This is a genomic window from Nocardia elegans NBRC 108235 (genome assembly GCF_001612845.1).
GTDB classification, from domain to species: Bacteria; Actinomycetota; Actinomycetes; order Mycobacteriales; family Mycobacteriaceae; genus Nocardia; species Nocardia nova.
On record NZ_BDBF01000058.1, the window covers coordinates 1 to 25267 of the forward strand.

At 68.6% G+C, this 25267-nt stretch carries 24 protein-coding genes; 7 read left to right on the forward strand and 17 right to left on the reverse strand.

Translation table 11 applies throughout. The features are described from left to right. Nucleotides 1-1718 (forward strand): aminomethyl-transferring glycine dehydrogenase subunit GcvPB (gcvPB, locus tag NE2_RS30395; RefSeq protein ID WP_157110978.1); only part of this gene is annotated, 1718 nt, incomplete at its 5' end. 22 nt (nucleotides 1719-1740) lie between these two features. Here the strand turns inward: gcvPB and NE2_RS30400 are convergent. The 8 genes from NE2_RS30400 to NE2_RS30430 all read right to left on the reverse strand — a co-directional run bounded on the left by NE2_RS30400 (nucleotide 1741) and on the right by NE2_RS30430 (nucleotide 9856). Then, nucleotides 1741-2250 carry a winged helix-turn-helix transcriptional regulator gene (locus tag NE2_RS30400; protein WP_030517721.1) on the reverse strand — a complete coding sequence of 170 codons (510 nt, stop codon included), beginning with the start codon at nucleotides 2248-2250 and terminating at the stop codon, nucleotides 1741-1743. A gap of 94 nt (nucleotides 2251-2344) precedes the next feature. Further along, nucleotides 2345-4018, reverse strand: a complete 1674-nt coding sequence (locus tag NE2_RS30405) for a substrate-binding domain-containing protein (protein ID WP_181320981.1) — start codon at nucleotides 4016-4018, stop codon at nucleotides 2345-2347. A gap of 104 nt (nucleotides 4019-4122) precedes the next feature. Further along, the gene (locus tag NE2_RS30410; RefSeq protein ID WP_030517719.1) at nucleotides 4123-4383 is read right to left on the reverse strand and encodes a WhiB family transcriptional regulator; all 261 of its coding nucleotides are present in this window, start codon (nucleotides 4381-4383) and stop codon (nucleotides 4123-4125) included. Between the two features lie 76 nt (nucleotides 4384-4459). Further along, nucleotides 4460-5008, reverse strand: a complete 549-nt coding sequence (locus NE2_RS30415) for an HNH endonuclease (protein ID WP_063031717.1) — start codon at nucleotides 5006-5008, stop codon at nucleotides 4460-4462. 52 nt (nucleotides 5009-5060) lie between these two features. Beyond that, entirely contained in the window at nucleotides 5061-5192 is a 132-nt protein-coding gene (locus NE2_RS37475; protein ID WP_267468827.1) for a hypothetical protein, read from the reverse strand. A 284-nt stretch (nucleotides 5193-5476) separates the two neighbouring features. Continuing rightward, on the reverse strand, nucleotides 5477-6232 hold the full coding sequence (locus tag NE2_RS30420) for an NAD(P)H-dependent oxidoreductase (RefSeq protein ID WP_063031719.1): 756 nt from the start codon (nucleotides 6230-6232) through the stop codon (nucleotides 5477-5479). A 204-nt stretch (nucleotides 6233-6436) separates the two neighbouring features. Beyond that, nucleotides 6437-8620: a malate synthase G gene (locus tag NE2_RS30425; RefSeq protein WP_063031661.1), complete on the reverse strand. Its 2184-nt coding sequence runs from the start codon at nucleotides 8618-8620 to the stop codon at nucleotides 6437-6439. Between the two features lie 153 nt (nucleotides 8621-8773). Then, the gene (locus NE2_RS30430) at nucleotides 8774-9856 is read right to left on the reverse strand and encodes a hypothetical protein (RefSeq protein WP_063031663.1); all 1083 of its coding nucleotides are present in this window, start codon (nucleotides 9854-9856) and stop codon (nucleotides 8774-8776) included. A gap of 97 nt (nucleotides 9857-9953) precedes the next feature. Here NE2_RS30430 and NE2_RS30435 point away from each other — a divergent pair, with 97 nt between their 5' ends. After that, the gene (locus NE2_RS30435) at nucleotides 9954-10550 is read left to right on the forward strand and encodes a TetR/AcrR family transcriptional regulator (protein WP_063031665.1); all 597 of its coding nucleotides are present in this window, start codon (nucleotides 9954-9956) and stop codon (nucleotides 10548-10550) included. Nucleotides 10551-10699: 149 nt separating this feature from the next. Here NE2_RS30435 and NE2_RS30440 read toward each other — a convergent pair whose 3' ends face one another. The 3 genes from NE2_RS30440 to NE2_RS30450 all read right to left on the reverse strand — a co-directional run bounded on the left by NE2_RS30440 (nucleotide 10700) and on the right by NE2_RS30450 (nucleotide 13801). Continuing rightward, entirely contained in the window at nucleotides 10700-11413 is a 714-nt protein-coding gene (locus NE2_RS30440) for a hotdog fold domain-containing protein (RefSeq protein WP_063031667.1), read from the reverse strand. 159 nt (nucleotides 11414-11572) lie between these two features. Then, nucleotides 11573-12223 carry a DUF305 domain-containing protein gene (locus NE2_RS30445; protein ID WP_063031669.1) on the reverse strand — a complete coding sequence of 217 codons (651 nt, stop codon included), beginning with the start codon at nucleotides 12221-12223 and terminating at the stop codon, nucleotides 11573-11575. After that, nucleotides 12224-13801 (reverse strand): LVIVD repeat-containing protein, encoded by a 1578-nt coding sequence (locus tag NE2_RS30450; RefSeq protein ID WP_030517711.1) that lies wholly within the window; start codon nucleotides 13799-13801, stop codon nucleotides 12224-12226. A gap of 196 nt (nucleotides 13802-13997) precedes the next feature. On the opposite strand from NE2_RS30450, the gene NE2_RS30455 reads away from it, so the two are divergent. Both NE2_RS30455 and NE2_RS30460 read left to right on the forward strand, forming a co-directional pair. Further along, the gene (locus NE2_RS30455; RefSeq protein WP_373862292.1) at nucleotides 13998-14432 is read left to right on the forward strand and encodes a DUF8021 domain-containing protein; all 435 of its coding nucleotides are present in this window, start codon (nucleotides 13998-14000) and stop codon (nucleotides 14430-14432) included. 56 nt (nucleotides 14433-14488) lie between these two features. After that, nucleotides 14489-14962, forward strand: coding sequence for a nuclear transport factor 2 family protein (locus NE2_RS30460; protein WP_063031673.1), 474 nt, complete (start codon nucleotides 14489-14491; stop codon nucleotides 14960-14962). A gap of 19 nt (nucleotides 14963-14981) precedes the next feature. Here NE2_RS30460 and NE2_RS30465 read toward each other — a convergent pair whose 3' ends face one another. The 4 genes from NE2_RS30465 to NE2_RS30480 form a co-directional block, all read right to left on the reverse strand. After that, complete coding sequence (locus tag NE2_RS30465) at nucleotides 14982-15884, reverse strand: hypothetical protein (RefSeq protein ID WP_063031675.1); 903 nt, start codon at nucleotides 15882-15884, stop codon at nucleotides 14982-14984. Continuing rightward, on the reverse strand, nucleotides 15881-16945 hold the full coding sequence (locus NE2_RS30470; protein ID WP_063031678.1) for a hemolysin family protein: 1065 nt from the start codon (nucleotides 16943-16945) through the stop codon (nucleotides 15881-15883). Before NE2_RS30470 ends, NE2_RS30465 begins: the two co-directional genes overlap by 4 nt. After that, complete coding sequence (locus NE2_RS30475) at nucleotides 16938-18320, reverse strand: hemolysin family protein (RefSeq protein WP_063031721.1); 1383 nt, start codon at nucleotides 18318-18320, stop codon at nucleotides 16938-16940. The genes NE2_RS30470 and NE2_RS30475 overlap by 8 nt, the downstream gene beginning before the upstream one ends. A 339-nt stretch (nucleotides 18321-18659) precedes the next feature. Next, a complete protein-coding gene (locus tag NE2_RS30480; protein WP_063031723.1) occupies nucleotides 18660-20096 on the reverse strand; it encodes a GuaB1 family IMP dehydrogenase-related protein in 1437 nt (478 codons plus the stop codon). A gap of 68 nt (nucleotides 20097-20164) precedes the next feature. Between NE2_RS30480 and NE2_RS30485 the strand changes: the two genes are divergently transcribed. Continuing rightward, entirely contained in the window at nucleotides 20165-20623 is a 459-nt protein-coding gene (locus NE2_RS30485) for a PPOX class F420-dependent oxidoreductase (protein ID WP_030517704.1), read from the forward strand. Here the strand turns inward: NE2_RS30485 and NE2_RS30490 are convergent. After that, nucleotides 20620-21147, reverse strand: a complete 528-nt coding sequence (locus NE2_RS30490) for a DnaJ family domain-containing protein (RefSeq protein WP_063031679.1) — start codon at nucleotides 21145-21147, stop codon at nucleotides 20620-20622. The two genes, NE2_RS30485 and NE2_RS30490, sit on opposite strands and share 4 nt — an antisense overlap. 145 nt (nucleotides 21148-21292) lie before the next feature. Between NE2_RS30490 and NE2_RS30495 the strand changes: the two genes are divergently transcribed. Continuing rightward, complete coding sequence (locus NE2_RS30495) at nucleotides 21293-22714, forward strand: ethanolamine ammonia-lyase subunit EutB (RefSeq protein WP_063031681.1); 1422 nt, start codon at nucleotides 21293-21295, stop codon at nucleotides 22712-22714. Continuing rightward, the gene (eutC, locus tag NE2_RS30500) at nucleotides 22711-23523 is read left to right on the forward strand and encodes an ethanolamine ammonia-lyase subunit EutC (RefSeq protein WP_063031683.1); all 813 of its coding nucleotides are present in this window, start codon (nucleotides 22711-22713) and stop codon (nucleotides 23521-23523) included. Before NE2_RS30495 ends, eutC begins: the two co-directional genes overlap by 4 nt. A gap of 235 nt (nucleotides 23524-23758) precedes the next feature. Here the strand turns inward: eutC and NE2_RS35295 are convergent, their stop codons facing one another. Further along, nucleotides 23759-25261, reverse strand: a complete 1503-nt coding sequence (locus NE2_RS35295; RefSeq protein WP_084494440.1) for a DEAD/DEAH box helicase — start codon at nucleotides 25259-25261, stop codon at nucleotides 23759-23761. Nucleotides 25262-25267 lie beyond the last annotated feature (6 nt).

The following is a 25267-nucleotide window of genomic DNA, read 5'->3' on the forward strand; positions in this document are numbered from 1 at the left end:
GGCTCGCCACCGGGCTCGGCGACGCGGTCGTGCACGAACGCTTCTTCGACACCGTCCTGGTGTCGGTGCCCGGTGGCGCCGAGGCCGTGGTCGCCAAGGCGAAGGGGCGCGGTATCAACCTGCGTCTCGTCGACGCCGACCACGTGGCGGTGGCCTGTGACGAGGCGACCACCGCGGCCCAAGTGGCGATCGTGCTGGAATGCTTCGGCGCCGACGGGGTGCCGGAGACGGCCACGCTGCCCTCGATCGAAACCAGGACCTCGGCCTATCTGACGCATCCGGCGTTCACGCGTTATCACACCGAAACCGCGATGCTGCGGTATCTGCGGCAGCTGTCGGACAAGGATATCGCCTTGGACCGCAGCATGATTCCGCTCGGTTCGTGCACCATGAAGCTCAACGCCACCGCCGAGATGGAGCCCATCACCTGGCCCGGTTTCGCACGCCTGCACCCGTACGCGCCGCTGGAGGACGCGCCCGGCATGCTGCGGGTGATCGAGGATCTCGAGCACTGGCTGGCCGCGGTCACCGGGTACGACCGGGTGAGTCTGCAGCCCAATGCCGGTAGTCAGGGCGAGTACGCGGGATTGCTCGCGATCCGCCGCTATCACCTCGACCGCGGTGACACCCACCGCGACACCTGCCTGATTCCCTCCAGTGCGCACGGCACCAACGCCGCGTCGGCGGCGATGGCCGGGCTGCGGGTGGAGGTCGTGAGATGCCGGGACAACGGCGACGTCGATCTGGACGATCTGCGCGCCAAGATCGCCGATCACGCCGACCGGCTGGCCTGCATCATGATCACCTATCCGTCCACCCACGGCGTGTACGAACACGAGGTGGCCGAGTTGTGCGCGCTCGTCCACGATGCGGGCGGACAGGTGTACGTCGACGGCGCGAATCTGAATGCCCTTGTGGGACTTGCTCGTCCGGGTCGCTTCGGCGGCGACGTCTCGCACCTGAACCTGCACAAGACCTTCTGCATTCCGCACGGCGGCGGCGGTCCCGGCGTGGGCCCGGTCGCGGTGCGCGAACATCTGGCGCCCTACCTGCCGGGCGATCCGCTGCAGCCGGATTCGCACGCGGTGTCCGCGGCGCGGTACGGGTCGGCCTCGATCCTGCCGATCACCTGGGCCTATATCCGGATGATGGGCGCCGACGGCCTGCGCCGGGCCACCCTGACCGCGATCGCCTCGGCCAATTACCTTGCGCGGCGGCTGGATTCGCATTTTCCGGTGCTCTACACCGGGGAGAACGGCATGGTCGCCCACGAGTGCATCCTGGATCTGCGCGAGATCACCAAGCGCACCGGCGTGACCGTCGACGATGTGGCGAAACGCCTGGCCGACTACGGATTCCACGCCCCGACCATGAGTTTCCCGGTCGCCGGAACGCTGATGGTCGAGCCCACCGAAAGTGAGAACCTCGAAGAGCTCGACGCGTTCGCCGACGCGATGATCGCGATCAAGGGCGAGATCGACGAGGTTGCCGCCGGCACCTGGCCGGTCGAGCAGAGCCCGCTGCGCGGCGCACCGCATACCGCCGCTTCGCTCGTCGGCGACTGGAACTATCCCTACAGCCGGGAGACCGCCGTCTACCCGCTCGGTGTGCACTCCGGCCGGGCCAAGGTGTGGCCCGCGGTCCGGCGCATCGACGGAGCCTTCGGCGACCGCAATCTGGTGTGCTCGTGCCCGCCGCTCGAGGCATACACCGACTGAGTTATCGGCCGAGCGCAGGCGGTCACGCTTCGGCGGCGACCGCCTGCGCGTAGGCCTCGGCGAGACGTTCGGTGGCGGTCGGCTTGCCGGTATCCGGGCGCGCGATGCCGAGGTGGCGTTCGCGCAGCTCGTCCATGAATTCCGCCCACAGTTGCGGGCCGCCGGCCTCGAGCAGTTCCGCGCGGACGCGCAATTCGGGGGTTGTCGGACGGTGTCGCAGGCCCCAGGAGGCGAGGGCGGCCAGCACCGGAACCAGCTGGATCGCGGGTTCGGTGAGGCTGTAGGTGGCGCGCTGTCCACGGCGGACCTCGTCGCGGGTCAGCAGTCCGGCGTCGACGAGGGTTTTGAGCCGGTCGGCGAGGATATTGGAGGCGATGCCCTCCTCCGACCGGGACTGCAGTTGCCGGAAGTGACGGCGGTCGCCGAACATGATGTCGCGCAGCACCAGCATCGTCCACCGATCTCCGACCACCTCGACGGCGGCGTTGATCGGACAGCCCGACCGCTGTTCCGAACGCTGTTCCTCGGACACCACACCTCCTTCGCCAACTGCTTGCATCTTACTAGCACTAGCGGCTGTGACGGTGCCCGAGATCCGTGGGCTGGTAAGCCGGCGGCGAACAGCCCTACGGCGTGGTCAGCGCGTGGTTGACGGCGGTGCCGAAGGTCATGTCGTCGGAGGTGCTGACCTTGGTGTAGGTGCCGCCGGTCTTCTGAGCCAGATTCTGCAGGGTCTGCGCGCCCTGGCCGCCCACGACGATCACATCCACCCGCACCGGATGCGCGGCATCGGCGACGCCGGTGATCTCGGTGATCAGCTGATCCCCGGTCACCGAGGAATTGTCGTTGGGGCCGCCGGTGATGAGCAGCACCGAATTCGTCTTACCCGGGGAATAGTTCTTCACCGCGCTGCGGTAGGCGGCCTCGAGCGACGGGTAGGTGCGGTCGGTGCTCGAACCGGCCAGCGTGACATTGCCCAGGGCCGTGGACAATTCGGAGCGGTGTTGCGGTGTGAGCGCCTGGGTGGGCGCGACCATCCGATACGGATTGCCGTCGGTCAATTGATTGGCGTAGATCCAGGCGCCGGCACCGAAATCCGGCGGCATGGTGTCGAGGGTCGACTGGACCGCGGCGAGAGCGTTGTTCAACCGCGACATCGAACCGTCGCTGGGGGCCATCGACGCCGAGGTGTCGATGAGAATCGTGGCCTGCACGCCCAGCACCGGATGGGCGAGCACCGACTGCACCCGATCGAGGACCGACTTCGCCGGCACCGCGGTGGGTGTGGCGGCCGCGGCGCCGAATCCGTTGTCGGTGAACAGCTTCTGTTGTTCGGGAGCGCGCAGGAAGTCGGCGAACATGCCGGCCGCCAGGTTCTGGGTCTTGTCGACCCAGCTTCCGGTGAGCATCGCGGCGGGGTGATCGGCGACCGGCGCGGCACCGGTCGGATGGAACAGCGCGACGCTCGGCCGCGCCTTGGCTTGCTGCTCGGTAACTGCTACCGCGTGGATCGGGGAGTTGGGGCCCTGCGCGGAATCGGCGACCGCCGCCAGCGCGGAGGCGGTGTCCCCGGATTCCGGTGCGTCGGCGGCCAATCCGGAGATGGCGGCGATGACCTGACCGGACGCGGCGGACTCATCGGTCAGCGGATCGGAGCCGGAGACGGCCGACCCGACCGCGACCGCGGCGGCCAGCGAATCGTCACCCGGTGGCATCGCCATCCGCAGCGGACCCCAGCTGCCGAGGCCGATATCGCCGAGCGACCCGCGCTGCAGCCGCGCCAGATCCGACCAGCTGAGGTTGGCCTTCTCCATCGCTTGCGCCAGGGGGCCGGGCGCGGCCACCGCGATCGGGCTGACGGCGATCGAGGCGGGCGTGCCCTGGACCAGTCCCGGCACCCGCATCTGCTCGACCGCGCGCGAAGACCTCGGAATCCAGAGACCGGGTTGCGGGCCGAGCTTGGCGTCCCAGTTCGGTGCGGTGAGCCCGGTCACCATCGCGGCGGTGGTCCGTTCGGTGACGGAGACCTTCGCGCAGTGATCGCGGACCTGGGGGTGGGTGGCGTTGTAGCGGTCGGCGGCGGCGCGCACGGGAGCGGCGATATCGGGATCGACGGTGACCGCGAGGGTCACCGGGCCCTCGATGCACTGGCCGGCGGCGCTGCGGTTCTCCGATGCCGAACGATTGCTGAGCCAGAACCAACCGGCGACCGCCGCGATCAGCAGCAGGACCGCCACCACGGTGATAACCAAACCTTTGCTGACGCCCCGTGATCCGTCCGCGCTGCGATGTGTGCCCACGATTTTCCAGTGTATGGTCACGCGAAAACCGGCGCTCGACCAGGATCGGTCGAGCGCCGGGCTCGGATCGTGCGAGTGGCGCGGACCACTCGCACGTGTCGTTCTCAGTCGCGGATCAGCTTGCCGCGGTCGAATTCGTGACCGCCCCACACACCGGACTGGCCGGTGCCGGCCGCGAACTCCGCGCACTGCCGGCGAATGGGGCAGCCGGCGCAGATTCCGCGCGCGTAGTCGAAGTCCTGCGACGGGTACGGGAACCAGGCATCGTGGTTCGGGTCACCCTTGCAGGCGGCCTGGTCCCAGCTCTGTGTATCCGAGACCGGGAGCAGATCCACCAGGGTGAGTGCCGGAGTCGTAGTTGTCATATCGGATCCCTCCTTCCTCGGGATGTGCGGGTGTTCACTGTGTACGGACGGGTGTTCACTGTGCGCCGGTGGCTGTTCACTGTGCGCCGGTGGCGACGAGGTCCTTCCAGATCCGCCGTTGCCGCCGCTGCATGTCGGTGGGCGCCTTGGGCTCCCAGAGCAGTCGCATCCCGGCCTCGTCCGGGGTGCGGTCGGCCTTGCGGGTGTTGCACGGTCCGCAGGCGGCGACCAGGTTGTTCCAGGTATTGGGTCCGCCCCGGCTGCGCGGGCGGATGTGGTCGACGGTGCGGGCCCAACCGGCGCAGTATCCGCACCGGTGACGGTCCCGCCGCAGCACACCCGCGAGGGTGGCCCGGCTCTCGTCGTGCACGAGCACGCTGTGCTCGAGATAGACGTAGCGCAGCAACCGGATCGTCTGCGGCAGAGCGATTTCCAGATGCTTGGAGCGAATCGGGAAGTGCGGTTGCCGCTCGGCCACGGTCTCGGCGGTCCCGCTGATCACCAGCACGACCGCGCGATCTGCGCCGATATCGGTCAGCGCCTCGTAGGAGGCGTTGAGGACCAGTACCTGGGCGTGTATCCAGTTGTCGGGAGCGAGGGGTCTTTCGGCGTGACGAGACAGCATGGGGGTCACCATGTTTCGTGAAAAGTGGAACGAGAAGGAGAGGGGGAGCCGATCAGGCCTGCCGGAAGAGGCGACCGGATTCCCGCTCGGCTTGCCGCAGAATGCTCTGCGACTGCTCGACGCCGATCGAATGTCGCTGCCCGGCAAGATCGTTCACCTCGTCGCGCATACTCTTCGGATACATCGGCCACCTCCTCCTTCCCGTTACTCGTCGAGTTGCCCCGCTGTGCGGCGGGACCGGTTGATCATCGTTGTCATGGTGACACAGCGTTACCGCCGTTGTCGGGTCATTTTTTCGTCGCCGCAACCGATCCGGCGCGCGACGCGAACCCCCGTTGCCGCAGTTACAGCGCTGGGGGTGTTCGAACTATTCCCTGACCTCGCGGAGTCGTGTGTGTGTTCGGCCACGCCGCGACCGGCGTAGGGGGGATCGGATCTGTGAGCTCGGTCTTCAGCCTGGTGCGCAGCTCAGCCTGCGCGGTGCAGTCCGAATCCGGTCGCTTCGCGGCCCAAGCCGTCCCGGAGTCGCAGGCTGCGGTCGTAATCGCCGCCGGCCTGGGTGCGGTACGGGATCGGCTCGATCGCGTCGATCCGCGACAATCGCGCCCGCAGGTCGTCGGCGATGCCGGAGAAACGTTCGGAGTCGACCCGGATGGTGCCGTGGACGAGAAACGGGGGCAGCACATCCATGCCGGGGTAGTAGAGGATGCCGTGGTGGATGGGAAAGAGCAGGTCGTCGATGTGACCGTTGATGCCGCGCTCGGAGTAGGCCGGCTCCCGTCCGCCGATGGAGACCACCAGCATGGCTCGCCGCCCGCTCAGCGCGCCCGCACCGTATCGGGGCAGCGCCGTGCTGCCGGATCCGTAGGCGAAGCCGTTGGTGAACACCCGGTCCACCCAGCCCTCGAGGATGGCGGGCATCGAATACCACCACAGCGGAAAGTGCAGCAGCACCGCGTCGGCCCACCGCAGTTTGTCCTGTTCGGCCGTGATATCGGCGGCCAGCGTGCCGTTGCTGTACGCCTCGCCGGAGGCCTGCATGAAGGTGCCCGCACCGGACTCGCCGAAATCGGCGGCATCGGCCTGCGCCTTCCAGCCCATCGCATACAGATCGCTGACCACGACCTCATGTCCGGCACCGCGAAGGTGTTCCACCGCAACATCTTTGAGGGCTCCGGTGAGCGAATCGGGTTCGGGATGCGCATACACGATCAGAATTCGCATATGCGGCGACAACGGTTCGATACCGCCGCGCATTCCCGCGCCCGAGCGCCCGGATGTGTCGCAGGGCCGGGGGCCGAAACGCCAGGCTTGCGCGGTGAAGCTGCGGTGGCGAAGAGTTCCGAACGCGAAGCAGCCCCGGTCGTTCGATACGACCGGGGCTGCTTCGTCAGCCGTTCGCCGCGACAGGTCACGGCGGGTGTCGGATCAGCCCTTCGCGGCGAGCGCCTTCGCCTCACGGCGGCGGCGGTGCAGAATGGGCTCGGTGTAGCCGTTGGGCTGGCAGGCACCTTCGAGGATCAGTTCCTTGGCGGCCTGGAAGGCGACGCTGCCGGCGAAGTCGGGGGCCATCGGCTTGTAGGCGGCGTCGCCGGCGTTCTGCCGGTCCACGACGGGCGCCATGCGCTCCAGGCTCTCGACGATCTGCTCCTCGGTAACGATGCCGTGGCGCAGCCAGTTCGCCATCAGCTGGCTCGAAATGCGCAGGGTCGCACGGTCTTCCATGAGCGCGACATCGTTGATGTCGGGCACCTTGGAGCAGCCGACGCCCTGATCGATCCAGCGGACCACGTAGCCCAGGATGGACTGCGAGTTGTTGTCCAGCTCGTTGCGGATCTCCTCGGCCGACCAGTTGGTGTCGGCGGCCAGCGGGATCTCCAGGATCTGGTCGACGGTGGCGCGCGGGCCGCCCTTGGCGATCTCGGCCTGCCGCTTGAACACGTCCACCAGGTGGTAGTGGGTGGCGTGCAGGGTGGCGGCGGTCGGGGAGGGCACCCAGGCGGTGGTCGCGCCGGCGCGCGGGTGGCCGATCTTCTGCTCGAGCATGTCGTGCATCAGATCCGGCATGGCCCACATGCCCTTACCGATCTGCGCCTTGTGCTGCAGGCCGGTGGCCAGGCCCTTGTCGACGTTCCAGTCCTCGTAGGCCAGGATCCACTGCTGCTTCTTCATCTCGGCCTTGCGGATCATCGCGCCGGCCTCCATGGAGGTGTGGATCTCGTCGCCGGTGCGGTCCAGGAAGCCGGTGTTGATGAACACCACGCGGTCCTTCGCGGCCGCGATGCAGGCCTTGAGATTGACGGTGGTGCGGCGCTCCTCGTCCATGATGCCGACCTTGAGGGTGTTGCGGGGCAGGCCCAGCACATCCTCGACCCGGCCGAACAGCTCGTTGGCGAAGGCGACCTCGTCGGGGCCGTGCATCTTCGGCTTCACGATGTACACCGAACCGGTGCGCGAGTTGCTGACCTTGGCGTTGCCGTTGAGCGAGTGCACCGCGATCAGCGAGGTGATCAGGCCGTCGAGGATGCCCTCGGGCACCTCGTTGCCCTGCGCGTCGAGGATCGCGTCGGAGGTCATCAGGTGGCCCACGTTGCGGACGAACAGCAGCGAGCGGCCGTGCAGGACCACGTCATTGCCGTCGAGGCCGGTGTATACCCGGTCCGGGTTCATGGTGCGGGTGAAGGTCTTGCCGCCCTTGCTGACCTCTTCGGCCAGATCGCCCTTCATCAGGCCCAGCCAGTTGTGGTAGCAGAGCACCTTGTCCTCGGCGTCGACCGCGGCGACCGAGTCCTCGAAGTCCATGATCGTGGTGACCGCGGACTCGAGCACGACGTCCTTGACGCCCGCGTCGTCGGTCTTGCCGATCGGCGATTGCGGGTCGATCTGGATGTCGATGTGCAAACCGTTGTGGCGCAGCAGGATCGAGCTCGGCGCGGACGGATCGCCCAGGTAGCCGACCAGGGCCGAGGAATCGGCCAGCCCGATGTCGGTGCCGTCCTCGAGGGTGACCTCGAGTTCACCGTCGACGATCTTGTAGGCCTTGGAGCCGACGTGCGAGCCGGTGATCAGCGGCACCGCGTCGTCGAGGAAGTTGCGCGCCCACTCGATGACCTTGTCGCCGCGGACCTTGTTGTAGCTGGTGCCCTTCTCCGCGCCGTTGGCCTCGGAGATGGCGTCGGTGCCGTAGAGCGCGTCGTAGAGCGAGCCCCAGCGCGCGTTGGCGGCGTTGATGGCGAAGCGCGCGTTGCTCACCGGCACGACCAGCTGCGGGCCGGCGGTGGTCGCGATCTCGTCGTCGACGTTCTGGGTGCCGATGGCGAAATCGGCGGGCTCCTCGCGCAGGTAGCCGATCTCGGCGAGGAACTTCTTGTAGGCGGCCTTGTCGTAGCCCTTACCCGGGTTCTCGGCGTGCCAGGCGTCGAGTTTGCCCTGGATCTCGTCGCGTTCGGCCAGCAGGGCGCGGTTGCGGGGAGCGAGGTCGTTGATGACGCTCTCCGCACCGGTCCAGAACGCGGCGGAATCTACGCCGGAGCCGGGGAGCGCCTCGTTCTCCACGAAGTCGTGAAGAACCTTGGCCACCTGGAGCCCGCCGACCTGAATCCGCTCTGTCATCTACTGCCTCATTTCGAGAAAGCCGGATGGAAAAAGTACGCCTGTCATGTTACCCATGGGTAGTTGCGTGGTCGCGGTCGGCATCGATTGAGCAGGCCCGATTGTATCGTGGGCCACAACTGGGGTCGGCTGCCCCGGGTCGTCTCGGGGCGATCACGCCGTCCGGGCGAGCTGTGCGGGTTCGGTGTCGTGCGCCGGCTCGGGAAGATGGCGGTTGCGCCGGGGAACAGTCGCCAGCAACAAGCCGCCCACGGCCCAGCAGCTCAGCACCGCCAGTGCCGCTGCCGAGCCCGCACCGCCGAAATACGCGGTCGAGCGCAGCGCGGTGGCGGCCGCGCCGGGCGGGAGCAGTGTTCCCAGGGTGCCCCAGCCGGCCGGCAGCAGTTCCGGTGCGGACATGGCGCCGGAGAGTGGAATGCCCAGTGCGACAAAAGTTGCCGCGCCCACACCGAGTCCGGCGAGGCCGAGCACGGCGCGCAGGCCGAGGAGTGCGAGTGCGATCGCGCCGATGGCCAGGGCGACCACTCCCGCGTTGGCGAGGTAATTTCCGGTCAGCACGTCGAGCCAGGTGTGCAGTACGGCGGTGACGGCGAATCCGGCGATGAGTGCGACGGCCACGGCCGCGCCGATCCGCGCGGTGCGGCCCAGCGTCAGCAGCGACAGGGCGGCGCCGGTCAACAGGCCGCCGATGACCATGGGAACCAGGGTGAGGCCGAATACCGCACCGTGCGGGTCGGCGGCAGGCGTGGCGACGATATCGGTGACCACCGGCGTCGGCGAAAGCTGTTGCGGCATCGGGGTGCTGGGTGCGGGTTGGCCCGCGACAGGACTACCGGGCTGTGGCGACTGCCCGGAACTCGTCTGCGGCGCAGCGGATCGGCTCATGCTCCGGGCGGCTTCGGTCAGGGCTTGGGCGACGGCCGGACCGGCTGCGGAGGCGGTCAACACCTCCGGTCCGTTCGCGCCGATCACGATGGCGCCGTAGATATCGCGATCCTCGATGGCCTGAACGGCCGTCGTGCGGTCGGGATACGTCGTCGTGTCGATCGCCGATTCGCCGAGCGCGCCGAGGCCCTGGCGCACCTGTTCGACGGCGGGGGCCGGGCCGGCCAGCCCGACCGGGAGGTGACGTGGGGCCAGATTGGTGGTCGGCCAGGCGAAGGCCGTGACCAGCACGGTGATCAGAGCGGACAGGGCCAGAACCGGTCCGAGAACGGTGGCGGGCGACGGTCGCATCGCAACTCCAAAGAGAAGGAACGTTCTTTTTATATCTCGAGCATGCGCCCGCGGGGAGAAGATTGTCAAGAACGAACGTTCTTTTTATGATGCGGACATGCCGCGACTGACCGAGGAACGTCGTACCGCCCGGCGGGACCAGCTCATCGCCGCCGCTGTGCGGTGCGTGGCCCGGGAGGGCTTCCACAAGACGACGATGTCGGCGGTGATCGCCGAATCGGGGATGTCGGCCGGGGCGGTGTACGGCTACTTCGCATCCAAGAACGACATCATCCGCGCGATCGCCGACTCCGTGCTCGGCCGGATGACGGCGAATCTGGCTCAGCTCACCGAGGGGGCGACGCCGGTGGCACCGATCGATGCGCTGGAGTCGGTGCTCGGGCAGATCGCGGATCTGGCTCGCGACGGTGATATCCCGCGCGTCGCGGTGCAGGCGTGGGCGGAGGCCGGGCGGGACGAGGTGGTGGCCGGGATCGTCCGTGAACGCCTGGCGCAAGTCCGGAACGCCTGGCGGGAATTGCTCCTGCGCGCTCGCGAGGCCGGATTGCTCTCCGCCGCAGCCGATGTCGACGCGCTCGCCCAGGTCATGCTCGGCGCGATGATGGGATTTTTGCAGCAGTACCTGTTGATGGGCGACGTACGCCCGGATTCCTACGCTGCCGCCTATCGCAGTCTGGCGGGCGCCGGAGAGTAGGCGAACCGATCGCGGGATTCATCGGCACGGTGCCGGGAGCTCGCGGTATGCCATCGTGAGATGTTGTGCCGCAGAGGTTTCGGGTCAGGCGGGAAGCTGGCCACTGCCGTAGGGCAGCCAGGAGTTGCCAGGTTGACCGGCAGGGGAGATTACCGCCGGGGCTCGACCCACAGCGCTTCGGCCAGGACGCGCAGATCGCCCTTCGGTGTCGAAATGGCCACGCCGACAGTGTGTTTGCGCCCGGAGGCGGCGATCGGCCAGGACCACACCAGGTACTTCTCCCCGGCGCGCACCGGTCCGATGCGACGGGTGGTGAGGGCGGCCGTGACGCCTCCGGGTCGCATTCCGGACAGTTCGATGGCTGCCCAGCCGCCGGGGCAGTCGACCGCCGACCAGATGTTCTCCGTGGTCAGATGCCCTCCGGGCCCGGCCAATTCGGCATCGGGAACCCAGGCGGCCGCGACGAGATCGTGGTCGCGCATCCGCCAGGGATACAGTCGCAGGCCCCGGCCCGGTGAATTCGCGGTGCCGCAGCCGTAGCAGTCGGGAATGGGCCGGCCCGCGGCGAACGAGTCGCGAGACGCGACCAGTGCCTCTTCCCATGCGGGTGGCGGGGTGACGGCCAATTCCACCGAACCCGGACTCGCCTCGGCGAGGATTGTGCCGTCGGAATCGGTGAGCGCACTGCCGGATTCGGAGTCGGTGATCAGGACCGGGGTGCGCACCGGAACACCGCGCCGGAAGTCGACGCGCACCTCACCGCCGACGCGATCGGCGAGCATGCCCGCCACGTAGCCGCCGAACGCCAGATCCGGATAACCGTGGATATGCGTGGGAATGGTGATCGCCGTACCGACAGTCATCCGCGTCCGAACCTCTCGATTGTGTGCCGACCCAGGGACCATAGCGGCACCCACCGACATCCTCGGGTCCGCCGGACGATTCGCACCGGACCGGCCCTCTCGCCGCGGCCGCCGAACCTGCGGCTACGGCAGCGGTCGACCGTGGCCGCCGGAATCGGCCTAGGGGAGTGGTTGCGCGCCGCGCTGGTTCAGCATCAGCGCGATCAACCCGGTCTCCTGGCTCTGGGCGACAAGCATGGCCCGGGCCTGCTCCTTCACCGGGCCGGAGGCGATCTGCCGGTCGGCGGCGCGAGCCATCGCGATGCCGCCCTCGTGATGGCGGTACATCAGTTGCAGGAAAACGATTTCCGCGTCACGCCCCCGGGCGGCCGAGAGCCGGTCCAGTTCGGCCGTGCTCGCCATTCCCGGCATGCCGGCCGCCGGCGCGGTGGTGGCGGGCCCGCTCGCCGCATGATGGTGAGCGGAAACCGTATCCGCCGTCATCCACGCCATCGGGTGATCCGACATCGGGGCGGCGTTCGCCAGGCGCAGCCATCCGAGCATCGTGCCGATCTCCACCCGCTGCGACTGGTCGATCTGCTGTGCCAGCCGCAGTACCTGCGGATCGACCCCGGGGTCCAGACGCTGCACCATCTGGATCGCCTGCTGATGGTGAGCGGTCATATCCTGGGCGAATCCGATTTCGGTGGCGTCGAGAACCGGTGCGGCGGTGTGGTTCTCGGGCAGGACGACCGGCCGCAGCGCGGCGCCGATCACGAGCAGGATCAACGCCGCCGCCGCATAGGAGCCCCAGCGCAGCATTCGCGACATTCAGGACCCCACGATCGAATGCTGGTCGGCCGGTGGTGAATACACGTCGTTGTCCAGCTGCAACACCATGAATCCATTGTCGTTGCAGGAGGTCCACAGCTGGCTGCCGTGCCATTCCGGAGGCGCGAAACACCAGTCGGAGGACACGTCACCGAAGGCCAGCATCCCGGTGCGCGGTGACAGGGCCTGGGCCGGATCGAATTTCCCGTCCAGAATGGCGCGCGCCACCGAAAAGCCTTCCAGCGCCGGTGGTCCGATCAGCGAACCCAGTGCGTGCGGCGAGTTCCACAGTTGCAGATTCTGCCCGGTGCGGGCGGGCGGATTGAAGTAGGCGATCTCGTGCACCTGGAACGGATCGCGCACATCGAACACCCGGATGCCGGACGATTCCCACCCGCATGCCAGTGCCGTCGGATTCTCGGGACGGTCGGCCGCGCAGTAGTGCGGGTCGTAGGAGAACACCGAACCGCCCATCGAGGAGGCGAGCATGCTGTCCTGATTCTCCGGCAGATCGATCCGCAACTTGATCTTCTCGACGACCTTGGGGTTGTTCTCGTCGGAGATGTCGACCAGTTTCACCCCGCCGGCTCCCGCCTCGTCGACGGTGAACAGATACGGTGTGCCGTCGTAGCTCACCGGCACGCTGTGCTGGGTCGCCCAGCCGTCGGTCCAGAACACCCGGCCGATGTGGTTGACCTGCGGATTCGGATCGCGCCGCTGAACCGCGCTGATATCGAGCACCGTGAATCCGCCCAGGGCCGACAGATACATGCGGTTGCCGTCGGGACTGATACCGAAGCCGTGCGCCTCGATGCCGGTGAGCCCCTGCCAGATCACGTGCGGATTCGCCGGATCGGTGAGGTCGACCGCGCTGACGAAGCCGGGTGCGATGCCCGAGGCCCAATAGGTCCGGCCGTCGGGGGAGAAGCCGCCCTCGTGGGTGGTGATGGGCAGGGGCATGGCCAGGTTGGTGCCCGGCCCTGGATTGAGCAGCCGCGGATGCGCGCAGTCGGAGATGTCGTAGACCGACAGGTAGCCCGTACCCTCCAGGAACGGAACCCCGGTGCCCACCAGCAGTTTTCGCGCGGTGTTGACCTTCAGGCTCTCCCAGGTTCCGGCCATCATCGCCGGTTCGGTGAGGGTGGTGCTCAACACCGGATGCGCTGGATCGGAGGCGTCGATCACCTGCACACCCTGGGCGGGACCGAGCAGATCGCCGGGGAAGAACGAGCCGGTGTAGGAGCAGTGGTCGTAGGTGGTCGAGGTGATGCCGGCGCCGTGGCCGGCGTATCCGCCGACGAACGACATATTGCAGCTGTAGCCCTGCGTGCTGCGGCCGGAGGCGCGGTCGGCGGCCGGAACATCGCCCTGCATACCGGTTTCCGGCCGCGAGCCCGGGCCGCAGTCGGCCGGGGGCACCGCGACCTTGCCGATATCGAGGAATTGCTGCACCTGGGTGGCGATATCGGATTGCAGATCCGCCGATGCGCCGCCGACCGGCAGAATCGCGGCCGCGAGTAGGGCCGCGGCCGCGGCGATGAGTGGTTTGGGCGTGCGCCTGCTCGACCTCCGCGCCATTGCGGGACCCCCACCTTCCACAGTGAAACGGGTTACGCGTCCCGCGCGCGGAGATAGTCGGTACCGCCGGTTGCGGGCAATGCATCGAAACGGTAACCCACCCACCTTCTCATCGGGTCTGTTTTCGGGGAAAGCCGTCCGGGGCCACCGAGCTGTTGCGCCACAGCAACACGTGAGACAAACTCTGCGAATGGGAATGAAACACGTTGCAGTCATGTCGGGTGCGGTGGCTGCCGCGTTGAACGCCGGAGTGGGAATGGCTGCGGCAGCACCGAATCCGGCCGATACGCCCCGGCAGGCCGTCGCCCGCGCGTATATCGATGCGCTGGTCTCACACGATGCGAGCGCGGTGCCGTTCGCGCCGGACGCCACCCGTGTCGAAGCCGGGTTGAAGACGGGCTATTCCGGCCCGCAATTGACACAGGAACTGAATCACGGCGTCCAGTATTCGGTGATTCAGGACATTCGCGATCTGCGGATGACCGAATGCGGGGATGTGGTGACCGCGCGCTATCTGCTCGACTCCGGCGTCGCCGGGGTGCGGTTGATGACCGTCGACATCACCGAAACCTTCGTCATTCCCGACGGCACCATTCACACCATCAACGCCACCATCGACCCGGTGGTGTAACCGCGCCCGGCGCGGGACCGGAAAGCAACCGGAAATCCGGAGAGCGAGGAAAAGGTATGTCCGACAACGATGATCCGCGCGCGGTCGTGCGGCGGCTGTGGGCGGCGCTGGCCCGGCGCGACTGGGACGCGGTGGCCGCATCGCTCACCGAGGACTGCATCTACCTCGATGTGCCGACCGGTCCCACGCTGGCCGCGAAAGGGCCGGACGATACCGTCAAACGCCTGCGCATCGGACTGGGCGGGCTGTCCGAATACACCAACCACGACGGGCTGCTGGTCGCCGACGGCCCGGACGTGATCTACGAGCACTCCGAAACCTGGGTGTGGCCGACGGGCGAGCGCGCCGAGCTGCCGTTCGTCTCCGTGCACCGGGTCCGCGACGGGCGCGTCTCGCTGTGGAAGGACTACTGGAACTTCGAAACCCTCACCGCGGCAGCGCCGCCCACCTGGCTGGCGGATTTCGCGGCGGCGGATATGTCGTGGATCTACGACGCCACGGCGGAATTGAGTATCCGCCGCGCGAACTGAGCCGCTCGGCGCCGTCCGGTCAGGACGGCCCGAGCAGTGCCCGGCAACGGCCGAGCAGTTCGGTGCGCAACGGCTCCGCCCGCCGGGCCAGCTCGGACTGGGCGCGAACGTATTCGGCACGGCCGCCGGGGGTTTCGATGGCGATCGGCCGGTAGCCGTAGTCGGTGAGGTCGTACGGGCTGGCGCGCATATCGATTTCGCGGGCGGCGCAGGCCAGGGCGAAGCAGTCCAGCAGCAGATCCGAATCGATCAGCGGGACCAGCTTGAACGCCCACTTGTACAGATCCATCCCCGCGTGCAGGCAGCCGGGCTGTTCCCGGCGGAACTGGTCGTCGCGGGTGAGTTGTTCGATATTGCGCGGCGCCGCCTCGGGGGTGAAGAAGCGGAAGGCGTCGAAGTGCGTGCAGCGCAACGACATCGAATCGACCACGGCGTCGGTGCCGGCACGGCCGAGCCGCAGCGGGACCTGCCGGTGGCGCACGTCGTCGCTGCGGTAGACCATCGCCCATTCGTGTAATCCGAAGCAGGACAGTTGCGCCGGCCGTGCTGCGGTGGCCGCCAGCAGGGACGCGACGAATTCGACGGTGTCGCGGCGGCGGTCGAGAAAGGCCGGATCGGCGGTATGGACCGGGCCGCCGGCCGTCTCGACGCGGTGATAGCCGCGGCGCTGCGCGTACTCTTCGGCATCGGCCAGAGCCACGCCGAAACCCGGATGCCAGCGGCGCAACTGGGCCGGTTTGTGCCCGTAATAGGTGAACAGGAAGTCGATCACCGGATGTTTGCGGCCGTCGGCGCGTTGCCGCAGGTACGGGCCGACCATCTCGTCGACCCGGTCCCCGTGCACCTGCGCCCGGTTCCGCCACTGCGCCGGCGGCAGGACCCGAAGGTCCTGCGCCGCAGCCGGTGTCGCGTCCACGGTCATTCCGCTACCCGGTGGGTGGCATCGCGCACGGTGCCCACGAACTCTTCCACCAGATCCTCGAGCGCGACGATGCCGACGGTATTGCCGCGGGTGTCGATGACCCGGCCCAGATGACTGTTGGTGCGGCGCAACCGGGCCAGCGCCTCGTAGAGCGTGGTGCCCATGCTCAGCGTCGGAAGCGGCCGGATATCGGTGCGCGGGATCGGTGTCGACGGCCCGGCCGAATCGTCGGCCACCTTGTCCAGCACGTCCTTGACGTGCAGATAGCCCACCAGGGAGCCGTCGCCCGCGCGCACCGGATAGCGGGAGAAGCCGGTCTCGGCGACCGCGGATTCGATATCGCCCAGGGTGGTGCCGTCACCGCGCAGCGGCACGCAGCGCGTCGTGGCCAGCGGCACCATCACATCGGCGACGATGCGGTCGGTGGTGCCCAGCGCCTGGGTGAGACGGCGATGCTCTTCTTCGTCGATGAGACCTTCCGAGCGGGATTCGCCGATCATCTCCGCCAGCTCCACCGACGACACGGTCGCGTCGAGCTCGTCCTTGGGCTCGATGCGCAGCGCGCGCAGGGTGAGATTGGCCGCCAGGTTGTACAGGCCGATCAGCGGACGGGCCAGGCGCAACCACCACAGCATGATCGGAACCAGCAGCAACGCCACCCGCTCCGGCCCGGCCAGGGCGATGTTCTTCGGAATCATCTCGCCCATCAGCATGTGCAGGATCACCACGAGGCCCAGGGCCAGCGCGAATCCCACCGGATGCAGCAGCTGATCCGGCACGCCGACCAGGTCGAACGGGCGCTCGAGCAGATGCGCGATCGCCGGTTCGCCGATGCGGCCCAGCAGCAGCGAACAGATGGTGATGCCCAGCTGGGCGGCGGCCAGCATCATCGACAGATGCTCGGCCGCGCCGATTACCGTGCCGGCTCCCCGTTTACCTTGGGCGGCAAGGGTTTCCAGCCGGTCACGGCGGGCGGAGATGAGCGCGAACTCCGCGCCGACGAAGAAAGCGTTGGCGGCGAGCAGGACGACGGTCAGCAACAGTCCGAACAGATCACCCATGGCTGAGCTCCCACGTCGTCACCGCATCGGCGTCCACCGGCTGCAGCAGCACCCGGTCGATGCGTCGTCCGTCCATGCGTTCCACCCGGGCCAGCCAGCCGCCGTGGGTGTGCGGCTGCATCGCGTGCCCGTTGGTCGCGCTCGGGGTGGGCAGCAGCACCTCGTCGCCGGCCAGCGGAATCCGGCCCAGGGTGGTCAGGACCAGTCCGCCGAGGGTGTCGTATTCGCCCTCGGGCGCGTCGTATCCGGTGGCCCGGGACACCTCGTCGATGCGCAGCAGCCCGGAACAGTTCCAGCCCAGGGCGGTGCGGCGCACGTCGAGTTCCTCCTCGTCGTGCTCGTCGCGGACGTCGCCGAGGATCTCCTCGATGATGTCCTCCATGGTCACCAGGCCCGCGGTGCCGCCGTATTCGTCGACGACCAGCGCGAGCTGCATCCCGTCGGCGCGCACCCGTTCCAGCACGGTGTCGCCGTCGAGGCTGGCGGGCACGATCGGCACCGGCCGCGCGATCGAGGACAGCGCGATGGTGCCGCGCTGCGCGACCGGATACAGGAATGTCTGTTTGACGTGCACGATGCCGAGGGTGTTGTCCAGATCGCCGTCGATGACCGGGAAACGGGACAGGCCGGTGCGGCCGGCGGCGGCGATGAGGTCGGTGATGGTGTCGTTCTGATCCAGCGTTTCGATCTTCACCCGCGGCGTCATCAGATCCTCGGCGCTGCGCTCACCGAACAGCAGCGAGCGGTCCACCACGAGGGCGGTGCGCTGATCGAGCGAGCCCCGCATCGCGGAGGTGCGCACCAGCGAGCCCAGCTCCTGCGGCGAGCGCGCCGACCGCAGTTCCTCGGCCGGTTCGATGCCCAGCCGGCGCACCGCCCAGTTCGCGGCGCCGTTGAGCAGTTTGATCAGCCAGGAGAAGACCGTGGTGAACACGATCATCGGACCGGCCGTCCAGCGCGCGGTGGTCAGCGGTTTGGCGATCGCGATGTTCTTGGGGACCAGCTCGCCGTAGGTCATCGACAGCGAGGTCGCCAGCACGAGCGCGATGAACAGGGAAACGCCCTGCGCGGTCCCGGGGCCCGCGCCGAGCGCGGTGCAGATCGGCTCGATGAGCCGAGCCAGCACCGGTTCGGCGATATAGCCGGTGACCAGGGTGGTGATGGTGATGCCGAGCTGGGAGCCCGACAGCTGGAACGACAGGGTGCGGTGCGCGTGGCGAACCTGGCGCGCGCGACGGTCGCCCTCGCGGGCGTGCGCTTCGACGGTGCTGCGCTCGAGTGCGGTGAGCGAGAATTCGGCAGCGACGAAGATCGCCGTGCCCGCGGTGAGCGCGATGAATCCCAGCAGGCTGACGATGGTGAGCACTACGGACACGATCGGCACCGCCCACCGGGTAACGGAGGATCTGCGGAGACGGAGACGCCGGGTTGGTCACCCGGCTCGATAGAGGAGCCCTCCTGTGTGGCGCCCTCGGACGCGGGTGACAACTGGTTCCTTTCGCAAGTGGACGAGCCGAACTAAACGCAATGCCGGTCGGCGGAGGTCCGCCGGTCGGCACAGCCTATGTTACCGGGATCTGCGCGGCGACCGAGCGGCACGGCGCGCCGCGACCCCTCCGGTGCGGCGGATCGGGCTCGCGGCGAACGCGGAGGCGCCCGGTGTGTGCCGGATCCTGCCGGATCGCCCTCCGCGAGCCGCGCCGAGTGGTGAGCCTCACCACCCCGAGGGCAGCGGGCGTCCTTCCGCGAAACCGGCGGTCGACTGCACGCCGAGCACCGCCTTCTCGTGCAGTTCGGCGAGCGTGCGGGCCCCGGCGTAGGTGCACGCGCTGCGCACACCCGAGCAGATGTGGTCGATGAGGTCCTCGACGCCGGGACGTTCCGGATCCAGTCGCATCCGGGAGGAGGAGATGCCCTCTTCGAACAGCGCCTTGCGGGCGCGATCGAATCCGCTGTCGGCGGCGGTGCGGGCGGCCACCGCGCGCTTGGAGGCCATGCCGAAGCTCTCCTTGTAGGCGTTGCCGTCACGGTCGACGCGCAGATCGCCGGGCGATTCGTAGGTACCGGCGAACCAGGAGCCGATCATCACGTTCGACGCGCCGGCGGCCAGTGCCAGCGCCACGTCGCGGGGATGGCGGACTCCGCCGTCGGCCCAGATGTGCACGCCGAGATCCTTTGCGGCCGTGGCGCATTCGGCGACGGCGGAGAACTGCGGGCGGCCGACGCCGGTCATCATGCGGGTGGTGCACATGGCGCCCGGGCCCACGCCGACCTTGACGATGTCGGCCCCGGCCTCGGCCAGATCGCGGGTTCCGGCCGCGGAGACCACATTGCCCGCCACCAGCGGCACGCCCAGTTTCAGGTCCGCGACCGCGCGCAGGGACTCGAGCATCTTCTCCTGGTGACCGTGGGCGGTATCGATGACCAGGACGTCTGCGCCGGCGTCGACCAGAGCCTTCGCCTTGCCCGGGATATCGCCGTTCACACCGACCGCGGCCGCGATGCGCAGCGTGCCGTTCCGGTCCACGGCCGGGGTGTAGATGCCGTCGCGGACCGCGCCGGTGCGCGTCATGACACCGGCCAGGGTGCCGTCGTCGTGGACCAGCACCGCGAGGGTCGCGTGCGCGGCCTCGAGCAGGCCGAAGATCTCGCGCGGGGAGGTGGTCGCGGCGGCGCTGACGAAATCGGCGTCGGCGACCGTGCGCAACCGCGCGAACCGATCCACATCGGCACAGGCGGATTCGGTGACGACGCCGACCGGCTTGTCGTTCTCGACGATGACCACGGCGCGATGGGCGCGCTTGTGGATCAGGGCCAGCGCTTCCGACACCGAATGATCCGGCCCGAGGGTGACCGGGGTGTCGGCGGTGAGCGAACGGCTCTTGACGAAGGAGATGGTGTCGGAGGCCGCGCTGATCGGCAGATCCTGCGGCAGCACCACGATGCCGCCGCGGCGCGCGACCGTTTCGGCCATGCGGCGTCCGGCGACCGCGGTCATATTCGCGACCACGATGGGGATGGTGGTGCCGGTTCCGTCGCTGGTGGACAGGTCCACATCGAACCGCGACGACACATCGGTGCGATTGGGTACGAGGAACAGATCGTCGTAGGTGAGGTCGTACGGCGGCGTGTGTCCTGGGAGAAACTGCACTCCGGCCATTGTAGGGGAATCGATCATGGCAGGGTGGGTGCGAGAGGACCGTCGAGAAAGGATCGCCCATGCCACGGATCGCGACCGCCACGGAGGTCGACCGGACCGAACTGCTCGACTTCGCCCGGCAGCGCCATCGCGGTGTCCTGGTCACCACGCGCGCCGACGGCGCCCCGCAGATGTCGCCGGTGACCTGCGGCGTCGACGAGGCGGGCCGGATCGTGATCTCCACCTACCCCGGACGGGCCAAGACCCGCAACGCGCGCCGCGATCCGCAGGTGTCGATCTGTGTGCTGTCCGACGACTGGGACGGTCCGTACGTCCAGATCGACGGGCGTGCCGAGGTACTCGACATGCCGGAAGCGCTGGACGGACTGGTGGACTACTACCGCTGTATCGCGGGCGAGCATCCCGATTGGGAGGACTACCGCGCGGCGATGGCGCGGCAGAACAAATCGCTGATCCGCATCGAGGTCGAGCGGTGGGGGCCGGTCGCCACCGGCGGATTCCCGCCGTCTCAGGACTAGGCGGCGCCGGGGCGGTCGCGGCGGAGCAGTCGGCGCCACCACGGCGGGCGGCCGTCCCGGTATCGCGTGGAAGTGGTTGCGGGAGAGACTTTTCCGCTGCCGGAGGCCGTTCGTTGCCGGGTGCGCCGGTCGGCGCGCCAGCGCGCGACGACCTCGTCGGCTCGGGCGGGTGCGAGGCGGACGTGGGGGCCGTGCGGCATCCGGATCCATTCCACGATGCGGAGGTTGAGATCGGACACATAGGCGCGGACCTCGGCCTCGGAATCCATCTCCGCGACCCGCTCGGGTAACTGCTCCAGATCGCGGCGCAGCACCAACGAGGTCGGCAGCAGCGCCTCGCCGCCCACACCTTCGCGGCGCAGGTAGTTGTTCAGCCACCAGTTCTCGTCGTAGGGCTCGCCCACGCCGGGCAGGGGTTTGCCGGTCCCGGCCAGATTGTCGAATTCACCGCGTTCGGTGGCCTCGCGGATCTGCTTGTCGATCCAGGATTCGAAACCCATGCCGGCCGGTTTGCGTTCGGTCATGTGCGCCTCCTCGCAGTGTCGGAGTGCTTACCCGATCGTAACGCGTTGGGGCATAACGGACATCGAGGGGTGTGGGTGCGCGGCGGTACGCTGGCAGCCACCACCGGCGGTGAGGGTGGACAGGACGCCGATCCGGAGGAGACCGATGACGCGGTATCAGCAGACCCTCCACGGCCGGACCTACGCCTTCGACGGGCTGGCCGACCTGCTGGCCAAGGCGACACCGCTGCGCAGCGGTGACGAACTCGCCGGGTGCGCGGCGAGTTCGGACGCGGAGCGCGCCGCGGCGCAGTGGGCGCTGGCGGAGGTGCCGCTGCGCGACTTCCTGAACGATCCGGTGGTGCCCTACGAGACCGACGAGGTCACGAGGCTGATTCTCGACACGCATGATCGCGCCGCGTTCGCGCCGATCGCGCAGTTGTCCGTCGGTGGCCTGCGGGACTGGCTGCTCGCGGTGGCCGCGGGAGCGGAGGCGGATCCACCGGCAGCGGTATTGCGTTCCGTGGCATCGGGTTTGACGCCGGAGATGGTCGCGGCGGTGAGCAAACTGATGCGCAATCAGGATCTGATCGCGGTCGCGCGGGCCGCCGAGGTGCGCTCCGGTTTCCGCACCACCATCGGACTGCCGGGCCGGCTGGCCACCCGGTTGCAGCCGAATCACCCCACCGACGATCCGCGCGGTATCGCGGCGGCGGTACTCGACGGATTGCTGCTCGGCTGCGGGGATGCGGTGATCGGCGTGAATCCGGCCACCGACTCGCCGCGGGCCGCCGCCGAGCTGCTGACGCTGCTCGACGAGGTGCGGACCCGATTCGACATTCCGGTCCAGTCCTGTGTGCTCGCCCATGTGACCACCACGCTGGGGTTGATCGAGGCGGGGGCGCCGGTGGATCTGGTCTTTCAGTCGGTCGCCGGGACGGAAGCGGCGAATGCGAGCTTCGGGGTGAATCTGTCGCTGCTGCGCGAGGCCAACGAAGCCGGACGGTCGCTGGGGCGCGGAACCGTCGGCGACAACGTGATGTATCTGGAAACCGGGCAGGGCTCGGCACTGTCGGCGGGCGCTCATCTAGGCACCGGCGGCAGGCCCGTCGATCAGCAGACGCTCGAGGCGCGGGCGTACGCCGTCGCGCGTGAGTTGGAGCCGTTACTGGTCAACACGGTCGTCGGCTTCATCGGCCCGGAATATCTGTACGACGGCAAACAGATCGTCCGGGCGGGGCTGGAGGATCACTTCTGCGGCAAACTGCTCGGCCTGCCGATGGGCGTCGACGTCTGCTACACCAACCACGCCGAGGCTGATCAGGACGATATGGACACCCTGCTGACGCTGCTCGGCGCGGCCGGTGTCGCGTTCGTGATCGCGGTGCCGGGGGCCGACGACGTGATGCTCGGCTACCAGAGCCTCAGTTTCCACGACGCGCTGTACGTGCGCCGGCTGTTGGGCCTGGCGCCCGCGCCGGAGTTCGAGCAGTGGCTGGCGCGACTGGGCATGCTCGACGCCGGGGGCGGTATCGCCGCGGTCGAACCGCTGACCTCGCCGCTGCGGGAATTGGCGGGGCCGCGATGAGCGCTGGGCGCGATGATGGGAGTGCGGTGGGTGCGGACAGCGAGTTGTTCTGGCGGGAGTTGCGCGGGACGACGCAGGCGCGGATCGGGCTCGGGCGGACCGGTGACGCACTGCCCACGGCACGCGTACTGGAGTTCCGGGCCGCGCATGCGGCGGCGCGCGACGCGGTGCACACCTGCGTGGACGTGGATGCGCTGTGCGAACGGGCCGCCGCGCTGGACATCGGGACGCCGATCCGGGTACGCAGCCGCGCCCGAGACCGCGCGGAGTATCTGCGCCGACCCGATCTCGGACGAGAACCCGAGGAGTCCTCGGTGCTACGAAAGCCTCTGTCGCCCAGTGCTTTCGATGTGGGATTCGTTCTGGCCGACGGTTTGTCCCCGAGTGCGCTCGCGACACATGGCCCCGATCTGCTCGCGGCCCTGGTCGACGAACTCGCCCCGCAGTACACGCTGGCCCCGCCGGTGATCGCGACGCAGGCGCGGGTGGCGATCGGTGACCATCTCGGCGCCGCGCTCGGCGTGCGCACCGTGCTGGTGCTGATCGGCGAACGCCCCGGCCTGTCGGTGGCCGACAGTCTCGGCATCTACCTCACCCACCGCCCCCGACCGGGCCGCACCGACGCCGAACGCAACTGCGTGTCGAATATTCACCCGCCCGAGGGCTTGGGGTATCGACAGGCCGCCGCCGTCGTCGCGGGTCTGGTCGCAGGTGCGCGTGCACTGGGACGATCCGGCGTAGACCTGAAGGACGGGTCTGGCGCCGATGCGGTGAAAACCACTGTGGTGGAAGGCATTCCGGAGCGCTGACAGCGAAACGGCGCTGCACGGTCGAAAGTGCGCCATGCCGAGAGGTGCGGTAGGAGCGAACCGTGCCCTTCTCGCCGGTTCCGTCGGGTGCGGAAGCGGGCGCGGGGGACGAGGGGCGTGGTCGGTGATGATGGCACGGTAGGCCGAATCATCGGTTCGCAGTCGGAAACCGGGACCGACGTCGGTGGTTGGCACGCTGCCGCGTCGACGGGGTTGGGTTGTCCCGGTAGGTGATTCAGTTGGCGCGGCGGTTGCGGGAGTGTGGCGGCCGGGTGTTTCGCCGGGGCCTTGCGGGTGTGTCGGCTTCTTGCGTGTCGACCGTCCGAGGCGGGGCGGCGGCCGGATCCGGGACCGGGCATCCGGTCGGCGGGCGGGCCCCGGCCAAGACGGCGAGCCGGGGGTCGCCTGGTCGGATGCGCACGTGCTCGAATACCACCGCGGCGTCGCGGAGTACGGTGTCCGCGCTCGCATCGGTGCCGATTGTGACGACGGTGCCGCTCGCGCCCGCGCGGCCCGTGCGGCCGGAGCGGTGCAGGTAGTCCTTGGCGTCGGCGGCGGGATCGACGTGGACCACCAGCGTGACGTCGTCGACGTGGATCCCGCGTGCGGCCACGTCGGTGGCGACGAGAACCGGTGCCACGCCGGAGGAGAACGCGGCCAAGGTGCGCGTGCGCTGCGCTTGGCTCAGCCCGCCGTGCAGCGCGACGGCGCCGATGCCCGCTTCCCGCAGCCGCCCGGCGAGTTTGTCCGCACCGTACTGGGTGCGCACGAACAGCAGGGTGCGCCCGTCGCGCGCGGCGATCTCCGCGACCACTGCGCGCTTGTCGGTCGCTCGCATCTGGAGGAGGTAGTGGGAGACCTTCGCCGTGCCGGAAGGGGGGAGCCCGCTGAAATCATTTCCGGTGGGCGGCCTGCCGATCGCATCGGCGGGAGTGGGTTCGACAGTCGACGTCGTCGGCGAGCTCGGCACCTGCGGCCGGGCTTCTCGGCCGGTCCCGGCAGCCGGGGGCGGTGAATTCTCTTGTCTTTCAGCGGTTTTGCGGGTGGGAGACGTCCCGGCTGCGATGGCAGCTGGAGCATCGGCCGACTCGGTTTCTCCCGGGCGGGCCGCGGCGTGCCCGGAAGAAGGAGCCCGCGTTCCCGCGGTGGTCGTGACGTCGTGATGGACTGGGTCGTTCAGATAGGTGTGCACCAGCGTGTCGACGGCGGCATCCAAGGTCGCGGAGAAAAGCAGGTGCTGAGTGCCGGCGGGCAAGCGGTCGAGGATCGTGCGGATCTGGTCGACGAAGCCCAGTTCGGCCATGTGGTCGGCCTCGTCGATCGCGACCACGCGGATCGCGTCCAGGGCGACTTTGTCCTGGTCGATGAGGTCGGTGAGCCGGCCGGGGGTCGCTACCAGCAGGTCCACGCCGCGGTTCAGGCGATCGGCTTGCCGTTTGATCGGCACACCGCCGACGGCCGTCGCCACCCGCAGGCCCAGCGACAGCGCCGCCTGGTCGAGGGCCGTCTCGATCTGCAGGGCCAACTCGCGGGTGGGGGCGAGGACGAGCGCACGGGGGCGGCGCGGTGCGGACGCGCCGCGCCGCAGCCGGACCAGCATCGGCAGGCCGAAGGCCAGGGTCTTGCCGGAACCGGTGGCCGCGCGTCCCAGCACATCGCGACCGGCGAGCACATCCGGAATCGCCGCCGCCTGAATGGGAAATGCGGTCTCGAGGCGCTCCCGCCGCAACGCCTGCACCAGTTC